The 9,656-nt window shown below is 71.8% G+C and carries 8 protein-coding genes; 4 read left to right on the top strand and 4 right to left on the bottom strand.

Features of this window, described 5'->3' with window-relative positions; translation table 11 throughout:
- Positions 1-111 precede the first annotated feature (111 nt).
- On the bottom strand, positions 112-1,035 hold the full coding sequence (locus tag ACFW2E_RS30005) for a serine hydrolase (RefSeq protein WP_384470210.1): 924 nt from the start codon (positions 1,033-1,035) through the stop codon (positions 112-114).
- A gap of 424 nt (positions 1,036-1,459) precedes the next feature.
- Between ACFW2E_RS30005 and ACFW2E_RS30000 the strand changes: the two genes are divergently transcribed.
- On the top strand, positions 1,460-2,062 hold the full coding sequence (locus ACFW2E_RS30000) for a hypothetical protein (RefSeq protein ID WP_384470209.1): 603 nt from the start codon (positions 1,460-1,462) through the stop codon (positions 2,060-2,062).
- Positions 2,063-2,190: 128 nt separating this feature from the next.
- On the top strand, positions 2,191-2,544 hold the full coding sequence (locus ACFW2E_RS29995) for a peptidase inhibitor family I36 protein (RefSeq protein WP_384470208.1): 354 nt from the start codon (positions 2,191-2,193) through the stop codon (positions 2,542-2,544).
- Positions 2,545-2,554: 10 nt separating this feature from the next.
- Here the strand turns inward: ACFW2E_RS29995 and ACFW2E_RS29990 are convergent, their stop codons facing one another.
- From ACFW2E_RS29990 to ACFW2E_RS29980, 3 genes are read right to left on the bottom strand one after another with little or no spacing between them, the layout of a single operon-like run.
- On the bottom strand, positions 2,555-4,240 hold the full coding sequence (locus ACFW2E_RS29990) for a thiamine pyrophosphate-binding protein (RefSeq protein WP_384470207.1): 1,686 nt from the start codon (positions 4,238-4,240) through the stop codon (positions 2,555-2,557).
- 38 nt (positions 4,241-4,278) lie between these two features.
- On the bottom strand, positions 4,279-5,247 hold the full coding sequence (gene speB / locus ACFW2E_RS29985; RefSeq protein WP_384470206.1) for an agmatinase: 969 nt from the start codon (positions 5,245-5,247) through the stop codon (positions 4,279-4,281).
- A gap of 56 nt (positions 5,248-5,303) precedes the next feature.
- Positions 5,304-6,764 (bottom strand): sodium:solute symporter, encoded by a 1,461-nt coding sequence (locus tag ACFW2E_RS29980; protein WP_384470205.1) that lies wholly within the window; start codon positions 6,762-6,764, stop codon positions 5,304-5,306.
- Positions 6,765-6,974: 210 nt separating this feature from the next.
- Here ACFW2E_RS29980 and ACFW2E_RS29975 point away from each other — a divergent pair, with 210 nt between their 5' ends.
- Positions 6,975-8,591 carry a PucR family transcriptional regulator ligand-binding domain-containing protein gene (locus tag ACFW2E_RS29975; RefSeq protein WP_384470204.1) on the top strand — a complete coding sequence of 539 codons (1,617 nt, stop codon included), beginning with the start codon at positions 6,975-6,977 and terminating at the stop codon, positions 8,589-8,591.
- A 66-nt stretch (positions 8,592-8,657) separates the two neighbouring features.
- Positions 8,658-9,455, top strand: coding sequence for a phosphatase (locus ACFW2E_RS29970; protein WP_384470203.1), 798 nt, complete (start codon positions 8,658-8,660; stop codon positions 9,453-9,455).
- Positions 9,456-9,656: the final 201 nt, after the last annotated feature.

Raw genomic sequence — 9,656 nt, 5'->3', positions numbered from 1 at the left:
GACAGGTGGCCGCCGCCAGGCCGGCGGTGAGCGTGGCGAGTACGGTTCTCAGGCGCATGGGCGTCGCCTTAGGGCGGCCCGATGACGGGCGGGAGACCGCCTCGTGAAGCGTCAGCCCTGCGGCGGCACCGCCACGTACGCCTCGCTCGGCGCGCTGGTCGGGGTGTAGCGCGCGGCGGTGGTCGTCGTCGGGACCAGGTCCTTGTGGATGGCCTTGGCGACGTTCTGGATGGTGGTGACGCCGTAGTCCATGGTGCTGTTGTCCTGCGTCAGCACCGTGATCATGTAGTCGTGGCCGGCGCCGTTGAAGGTGCCCAGGCTGTGCACCCGCCAGCCGTGCGTGGAGCGCTGCAGCCAGCCGTTCTTGACGTGCACGGCGACCGAGGAGGGCGCCCCGGCGGGCGTACCCCAGCGCTGCGACGAGATGACCTTGCCCATCAGCTTCAGGATGTAGGCACGGGAGTTGTCGCTCAGAACGGTGTTCTTGGCGGTGATCAGCTTGAGCAGCTTCTGCTCGTCGGTGACGTTCTCCTGGGTCAGCCCCCAGTAGCCGTCCGCGCCGGGCGTGGTCTTCGTCATGCCGGCGGCGGCCAGGAAGCCCTTGACCTTCGTCACGCCCAGCTGCTTCCACAGCTTGCTGGTCGCGTCGTTGTCCGACTTGGTGATCATGGCCGTGGCGAGCGACTGCTCGGTGCTCGTCAGATACCGGTTGTGCTTCTTCGCGTCCCACAGCAGCGTGGCGAGGACGGTGACCTTGACCGTGCTGGCCGAGTCGTAGGCGGTGGTGGCCCGCAGGGTGCAGGTCGTCTTGGTGGAACGGTCGTACAGACCGACCGCCACCGTGCCCTTGCGGTTCGCGAGCGCCGCGGTGATGTCCTTCTTCAGCTTGTCGGCCAGGCCCGCCTTGGCGGAGGTGCAGCTGACCGTGGGCGTCGTCGCGGCGGCCGGTGATGCGGCGGCGATGCCCGAGATGAGCGCCGCGGCGCCGACGCCGGCCGTCAGCACCCTGGCTCGTCTGGATATCCGGTGAGTCATACCCGTGTTGACTCACACGTTCGCCCGAATGGTTGTACGTACGGACTGTGTTGTTGGGCAAAGCCTTTGCAAGCCGTCACCGCTTCCTGCGCGTTTCGGGCGGTATGGGCGGCGGGCCCCGGCGGGGGCAGCGGCCTCGGCTCCGGAGGGACGACGTGGGTGACGAGGCACGGCACGGCGGTGAAGGGGAGCGCGTACGCCGAGAGCACGACCCCGAGCTCGGGATTCCCGGCCGCCGGTTCCACCTCACGGACCAGCCGGTCGACGCCGTACCGCCCGAACCCGCCGGACGCCGGCCGACTCCCCGAAGCGGATGTGCGCGCTCCCATGGCCCCCGGCGATGCCCCGCGCCCGGTCGCACGGATCATGGAGCGTGCGGAGCGGCACGGTGAACGGGGAGGAACACGTGGGCCACCGTCTGGAGATGAGCACCGGCGACATGCGGGGTGTGGTGAGGCTGCTCACCACCCTGGAGCGGTCGCCGGAGCAGGAGCGGCGGCTCGCGGTCGTGCGGGACCGGTGCGCGCTGGCCGACGCGCGGTTCTGGGAGCGCGGGATCGGCCTGGAGGTGTCCGTCGGACGGGCGCTGGAGGAGCTGATCGAGGGGGTGCCCAGCGTGGCGGCCGGGCCCGCGTACACCTACGCCTTCCGCGAGGCCGTCGCGTGCCACTTCTCCCACACCACCGACCTCGGCGAGTGGCCGGGGCCCTCGTCGTTCCACGAACTGGACGGCGAACTGACCCGGCACGGTGTCCCGGCCGAACTCCTGCCGGGCTCCTTCCTGTTCAGCGGGCCTCCGCTGCGGCTGCCGCATCCGGGTGACGCCGGTCCGCGGATAGGTGTGCTGCCCGCCCCTCGGGCTGGTGCGCTGACCGAGGCGTACGAGTCCGTGCTGGACCGACTCCGACCCGAACACCGGGCCACCGCACGGCAGTTCGCGGGCATCATGCGGTTCGAGGCGGCCGAGTGGGAGAGCGCGCGCAAGCTCGGACAGACCCCGGACACGATCTTCTTCTGGTTCTCTTGAACTACTAGTTCGCCCACACCGGTGAAGTCGATCTTCATTCCGGGCATGTCGTAGCACCGGGCCAGGAGCATGGGCGGCACCTCGGCAGTTCCGCCGAAGTGTCCCAACTCCCTTTTCTGGAGCGCCCAGTGAAGCTTCGCTCGTGGTCCCTCGCCGCCGCCCTCGCCCTGACCGCCCTCGTGCTGCCCGCCCAGAGCGCCGCCGCACGCCCCGCGGCCCCCTCCTGTCCCGACGGATCGGTCTGCTTCTGGAGCGGCGAGGGCTTCGGCGGCGACTACTGGGAGTGGACGGCACACAGCGGTTACCGCGACATGCCGCCCAACCTCCACGACAACGTCGGCTCCTTCGTCGCGAGCACCCGCGCCTGCTTCGTCAACTGGGACCCGGTCGAGAAGCGGGACGTGTTCAACGGCGACTGGCGCTCCCAGTACTACGGCGACTTCGGGGGCCGTATCGACGGCGTAGGACCCGGCGCCTGCTGACGGAGGCCGCTCAGCCCAGGTGCGTCGGCGCGAACATCCGCAGCACCGCCGGGAGCACGACCACCGACGGTCCGGGCGTCGCCAGCGCCTTCGCCAGGTCCTCCTCCAGCGTCCCCGGGGTCGTCCGCACTCCGGGGACCCCGAAGGACTCGGCGAGCGCCACGTAGTCCGGACGGGTCAGCTCCGTCGCCGTCGCCTCGCCGAAGGTGTCGGTCATGTACTCGCGCAGGATGCCGTAGCCGCCGTCGTCGACGATCAGCCAGGTGACCGGCAGGTCGTACTGCTTCGCCGTCGCCAGCTCGGCGATCGAGTACAGCGCGCCGCCGTCACCCGACACCGCCAGCACGGGGCGCGTGGGGTCGGCGGCGGCCGCGCCGAGCGCCGCGGGGTAGCCGTAGCCGAGGCCGCCGGCGCCCTGGGCGGAGTGCATGGTGTTCACGCCGCGCGGGTCGAAGGCCGACCACGCCCAGTACGCCAGGATCGTCATGTCCCAGAAGGACGGTGAGCCGTCGGGCAGCGCCCGGCGCACCGACGCCAGCACGTCCTGCTCCAGGGTGAGTTCCTGGGACGCGATCCGCTCCGAGACACGGGAGAGCAGCTCCCGTACCCGCTCGGGGGCGGTGGTGTCGGTGCGCTCCTCCACCGTCTCCAGCAGCGCCTGCAGTGCGAGCCGCGCGTCCGCGTGGATGCCCAGGGCCGGGTGGTTGGCCTCCAGCTTGCCGAGGTCCGCCTCGATCTGGATCACCCGGCCGCGGGGCTCGAACGTGTGGTAGTTCGAGGAGAGTTCGCCGAGGCCCGAGCCGACGACGAGGAGTACGTCCGCGTCCTCCAGGAAGTCCGTCGTGTGGCGGTCCTCCAGCCAGGACTGGAGGGACAGCGGGTGCGTCCAGGGGAAGGCGCCCTTGCCGCCGAAGGTGGTGACGACCGGGGCGTCGAGCAGCTCGGCGAGCTGCCTCAGCTTTCCGGAGGCGTCCGCCCGCACCACTCCCCCGCCCGCGATGATCGCGGGACGGGCGGCTCGGGAGAGCAGGTCGGCGGCCACGGCGGTCAGTTCGGGGCGCGGAGCCGGCTCGTCCGGGGTCACGTCGACGGGCGTCACGACCGGCAGCGTGGTCTGCGCCAGCAGCACGTCCTGCGGGATCTCCACCCACACCGGTCCGTGCGGGGCCGTGAGCGCCGACTTCCAGGCCGCCGCGACGGCGGACGGGATCTGGGACTGGGTGCGGACCGTGTGGACCGACTTGACCACGCCCCGGAACGAGGCCGCCTGGTCCGGGAGTTCGTGCAGATAGCCGTGGCGGCCGCCGCCCAGACCGGCGGTGGGGATCTGGCTGCTGATGGCAAGGACGGGGGCGCTGGCCGCCGCCGCCTCCTGGAGCGCGGCCAGGGAGGTGAGGGCTCCCGGGCCGGTCGACAGCAGCAGCGGAGCGGCCTCGCCGGTGATCCGGCCGTAGGCGTCCGCGGCGAAACCGGCGTTGTTCTCCACGCGCAGTCCCACATAGCGCAGGTCCGAGCGGCGCAGCGCGTCGAACATGCCGAGGGCGTGCTGGCCGGGCAGACCGAAGACGGTCGTCGCGCCCAGCCCGGCCAGGGTCTCCACGACCAGGTCTCCGCCGTTGCGGCCGGTGGGAGGGTTCAGCGCGGCCTCCGTCTGCGCGGACGTCGGGCGGAGTACCAGGTCGTGGTCGTGGGTCACTTGGTCTCGGTCTCCTCGGGAATCAGGAGGTGCGGGAATCAGGAGGTGCGGGCCGCCGCGATCTGGCGGCTCATGATGGTGGTCAGTTCGTACGCCGTGTGCGAGGCCGCCACCGACGTGATCTCCGCATGGTCGTACGCGGGGGCCACCTCGACGACGTCCGCCGACACCAGGTTGCACGAGGCCAGCCCGCGCAGGATCTCCAGCAGTTCGCGGGACGTCATGCCGCCGGCCTCGGGGGTGCCGGTGCCGGGCGCGTGCGCCGGGTCCAGGCAGTCGATGTCGATGGAGATGTACAGCGGGCGGTCGCCGATGCGCTGGCGCAGCTGGTCGGCGACCTCGTCGGCGCCGCGGCGGTAGATGTCCGCGGAGGTGACGATGCCGAAGCCCATCTTCTCGTCGTCGGTGAGGTCCTGCTTGCCGTACAGCGGGCCGCGGGTGCCGACGTGGGACAGCGCCTCGGTGTCGAGGATGCCCTCCTCGACCGCGCGGCGGAACGGGGTGCCGTGCGTGTACTCGGCGCCGAAGTAGGTGTCCCAGGTGTCGAGGTGGGCGTCGAAGTGGAGCAGGGCGACCGGGCCGTGCTTCTTCGCGACCGAGCGCAGCAGCGGGAGGGCGATGGTGTGGTCGCCGCCGAGGGTCATCAGGCGGGCGCCGGTCCCGAGCAGCTCGTCCGCGGCTGCCTCGACGGTCTCCACGGCCTCGTTGATGTTGAACGGGTTCACGGCGATGTCGCCGCCGTCGGCCACCTGGGCGAGCGCGAAGGGGGAGGCGTCCTGCGCCGGGTTGTAGGGGCGCAGCAGCCGGGACGCCTCGCGGATGGCGTTGCCGCCGAAGCGGGCGCCCGGCCGGTACGAGACGCCGGAGTCGAACGGCACGCCCACGACGGCGACGTCGGCGGTGCCGACCTCGTCGAGGCGGGGCAGCCGGGCGAAGGTCGCGGGACCGGCGTACCGCGGGATGCGGGAGGAGTCGACAGGGCCGCGGGGCGTCTCGTTGCTGCTCATCGTGAAATGCCTTCTTTCTTGCGCTTCGCCGCGCATGTACTGCTTTTCATACGACTCTACTGGTGAGCCGGGACCGGTTCGGACGCGAGTTCGGGGTTCCGCCCGGCCAGACGGTCGCGCCAGGTGGCGAGGACGGCCGCGTCGGTGGGCTTCGTCGCCAGGGAGACGGCGACGTAGGCGACGAGGGAGGCCAGCAGGCCGTAGTAGACGGGCTCGTTGGCGAGGATGCCGTATCCGGCCATCAGGCCGATGACCGCGAGGCCGCCGACGATCACTGAGGCAAGGGCGCCCTGGACGGTACCGCGCTTCCACAGCAGACCGCCGAGTATGGGGACGAGCAGGCCGCCGACCAGGAGGTTGTAGGCGACCGTCAGGGCCTCCACGACGTTGTTCAGCGCGATCGCCGTGCCGATCACCCCGATGCCCATGATCAGGATGAACACCCGGTTGCCCCTGACCTCGTCGTGCTCCTCGCCGGAGGGCCTCACCACGCCCCGCAGCCGCGACCATATGTCGTTGTTCGCGACGGTGGCGCAGGCGATCAGGGCGCCCGAGGACGTGGACATCACGGCGGCCAGGGCGGCCGCCAGCACGAGCCCGCGGACGCCGGTGGGGAGCTCGTCCTTGACGATGGTCGCGAAGGCGTCGTCCGGGCTGCCGAGCTTGGGGTAGAGGACCTTGGCGGCGGTGCCGATGACGGCGCCGGCCAGGGCGTACGCCAGGCAGTAGGTACCCGCGACCGTGCCGCCCCACCTGGCCGTCCGGTCGCTGCGGGCGGTGAACACGCGCTGCCAGATGTCCTGCCCGATGAGCATGCCGAACGTGTAGATCAGTACGTAGGTGAAGATCGTCTCGCCGCCGATGCCCAGCGGGTCGAAGTACCCGGTGGGCAGCTTGGCCTTCATCTCGGAGAAGCCGCCCGCCTTGACGACCGCGATCGGCAGGAGCAGGAGCAGCACACCGATCGTCTTGACCACGAACTGCACCATGTCGGTGAGGGTGATCGACCACATGCCGCCGAGCGTGGAGTAGGCGACGACGATCGAACCGCCGAGGATGATCGCGACGGTCCGGTTCATGTCGAAGAGGACGTCGAAGATCGTGGCGTACGCGATGGTGGAGGTGACCGCGAGCATCAGGGTGTACGCCCACATGACGACACCGGAGATCACGCCCGCACGGCCGCCGTAGCGCAGGTCCAGCATCTCGGAGACGGTGTAGACCTTGAGGCGGGCGATACGGGCGGAGAAGAAGACGGAGAGGGCCAGCAGGCCGAGGCCGATGGTGAAGACCATCCAGGCGCCCGAGAGGCCGTACTGGTAGCCGAGGCCGACGCCGCCGATGGTGGAGGCGCCGCCGAGGACGATCGCGGCCATGGTGCCGGAGTACATGGCCGGCCCGAGGCGGCGCCCGGCCACCAGGAACTCGCTCTTGGACTTGGCGCGGCGCATGCCCCACCAGCCCATGGCCAGCATGCCGGCCAGATAGACGACGATCACTGTGTAGTCGACGGCCATGCGGGGCCCTCCTTCGCGCACTGATCGGTGGCGTGTCGTGCAGAGACGTATGGGTCTGCCGGACAGGCAGGAGACATCGGCAGCGGCTCGCGGGGACATCCGCCCGTACCCGCGGCTGCCGGTCCGCTCCAGACACTAGGTGGCCGGAAAGAGACTGCGAAGTGTACGTTTCATCCATTCGAACGGAACGGGATGGAGGGAACGCACATCATGCCGGACACATACGCACCAGCGGTCCCACCCACCCCACCAGTCCCACTGGCCGCCCTGCTGGCGCGCGAGGACCTGGCGCTGCGGCAGATCGCCGGGCCCGCCGGCACCGGCATCGTGATCCACTGGGCCCACACCTCGGAGATGGCCGACCCGTACCCGTACCTGCTCGGCGGCGAGCTGCTGCTGAGCGCGGGGGTCCACGTCCCGCAGGCGGCGGGCCCGGACTACTTCGACGACTACGTCTCACGGATCGTGGCGGCGGGCGGGGCGGCCCTCGGCTTCGGGCTCGCCCCGGTCCACGACACGGTTCCGCGCGCCCTGGTGGCCGCCTGTGACGCCCACGGCCTGCCTCTGCTGGAAGTCCCGCCGCAGACCACGTTCTCCGGCGTGGCCCGCGCGGTCTGGCAGCTCATGGCGCAGGCCCGGCTGGCCGAGCTGCGCCGGGTGACCGAGGCCCAGCAGGGCCTGGCCGCGGCGGCCTCACGACCCGACCCGGTCCCCTCGGTGCTGCGTCAGCTGGCCCAGCGCCTCGGCGGCCGGGCGGTGCTGTACGGACCGGACGGGACGGAGATCGCGGGGGCGGGCCGGGAGCCCGAGGAGCGGGTGTGCGGGGCGCTGGAGGAACTGGCCGGGGTGGTACGGCCGACGCCCGCCGAGACCCTGCCGTCGGGCACGGAGACGGGCACGGCACGGCCGGCGCCCCCCGAGGCACGGCGGTCCGGCACGGAGGCGACCCGGCCGGACGATTTCGCCCCGCCGGCGCGTCCGGGCTCCGCCGACGCCCGCGCCGCCGCAGGGCGTCCCTCCCCCTCCTCCGCCACCGACACCCTGGCCGGCCACCATCTCGCCGCCTACGCCCTCGGTACCGGACGGGGCTTCGTGCTCGGCGTCGCCACCGTGCACCGGGAACCCGGGGACCACACCATCGCCTCCGTCGCCGCCGTCCTGCTCACCCTGCTGACCGGGGAGCACCAGAGCGGAGCCGGTGCCGGGCGGTCCTCGGCGCTCGTGCGGATGCTGCTGGGGGCGTCGCCTCGGGACGTGGCTCCGCTGGTGGGGGGCGAGCGCTGGGTCGTCGTGCACGCCCGGCCGGACGCGCAGGCGCCGGACGCGATGGCCGCCTCCGCGCTGGGCGCCGCCCTGGGCTCGGCGCTGGTGGACCTCGCGCGTGACGCCGTACGGGTCCTCGTGCCGGCCGACCGTTCACCGGCCGCGCAGCCCGGCTGGACCCTCGGTGTCAGCGCCGCCGTCGGCCCGCACGAGTGGCCGTCCGCCGACACCCAGGCGGCCCGTGCCCTGGCCCGCGCCCGGGCCACCCGCACCGCGCTCGTCCGGCACGGCTCGCGCCCCGGACTCGACGACCTGGTGCCGGGCGAGGAGGCGGCGGCGCACGCCCGCACCGTCCTCGCGCCGGTCGCCGCCAACGCGGCGCTCACCGAGACCCTGCGCGCCTGGCTCTCCCTGCACGGAAGTTGGGACCGCACCTCGGTGGCCCTGGCGGTGCACCGCAACACCGTGCGGCAGCGGATCGCCCGTTGCGCCGCGCTGCTGGACGCGGACCTCGACGATCCCGATGTGCGCATGGAGTTGTGGTTCGCGCTGAAACATCTGTGAGTGACCCACGTCCCAGCGCGCGATACGCAGGGCGGCCGCACAGCGGGCTGCCTCACAATGGGAGACATGCCGATACCCGGGACACCCAGCCGCGCCGAGCTCGTCGACCACCTTGTGAGGACCCGAATAGCGGGCGACGTCGCCACCCCCCGCGAGAACAACCTCAACCACTACCGCAGGCTGGCGAACGGCGAACGCAACTGGTGGCTCGGGCTGGAACTCGGGGACCGCTGGCGGGACGAGCAGGACGTGCTCGCGGTGATGGCCGAGAAGGCCGGGGTGAACGACGACCCGGAGTACCGCTACGGCCAGGACACCATCGACCCCGAGCTGACCGTCGACGCCCTGGACCGGCTGGCGGGGCGGCTGCGCAAGGCGGCCGAGGGGCAGCAGCGGGTGCTGTTCGCCACCGGTCACCCGGGCGGTCTGCTGGACGTGCACCGGGCCACGGCGGCCGCGCTGCGCGCCGCGGGCTGCGAGATCGTGGTCATCCCGGACGGGCTGCAGACGGAGGAGGGTTACGTCATGCAGTTCGCCGACGTGGCGGTGCTCGAGCACGGCGCCACGCTGTGGCACACCCACTCCGGTGAGCCGATGCGGGCCATTCTCACGGGACTTGAGCGCGAGGGCCGCCCGCTGCCCGACCTGGTCGTCGCCGACCACGGCTGGGCCGGGTACGCCGGTCAGGCCGGCCTCGACTCGGTGGGTTACGCGGACAGCAACGACCCCGCCCTGTTCCTCGCCGAGTCGGAGGGCGTCCTGCAGGTGGTGGTGCCGCTCGACGACCATGTGCCCAGCCCGCGGTACTACGACCCGATGACGGCGTACCTGCTGGCGGAAGCGGGCCTGACGCAAGCCGTCTGACCAGGGATCACGGCCGAAGGCCCTGAACCACCGCGGCGTGCGGCCCCCTTGAGGGAGCCGCACGCCGTGCCTTCCGTGCGTTCGGATCAGCGACCTCAGTGGTTGCCACCACCGTTACCGCCGTGGTCACCACCGTTGCCGCCGTGGTCACCACCGTTGCCGCCGTGGTCACCACCGTTGCCGCCGTGGTCACCACCGTTG

The sequence above is a fragment of the Streptomyces sp. NPDC058964 genome, from assembly GCF_042741275.1.
In the GTDB taxonomy this organism is placed as follows: Bacteria; Actinomycetota; Actinomycetes; order Streptomycetales; family Streptomycetaceae; genus Streptomyces.
This window is presented reverse-complemented; position numbering and strand designations above follow the sequence as displayed.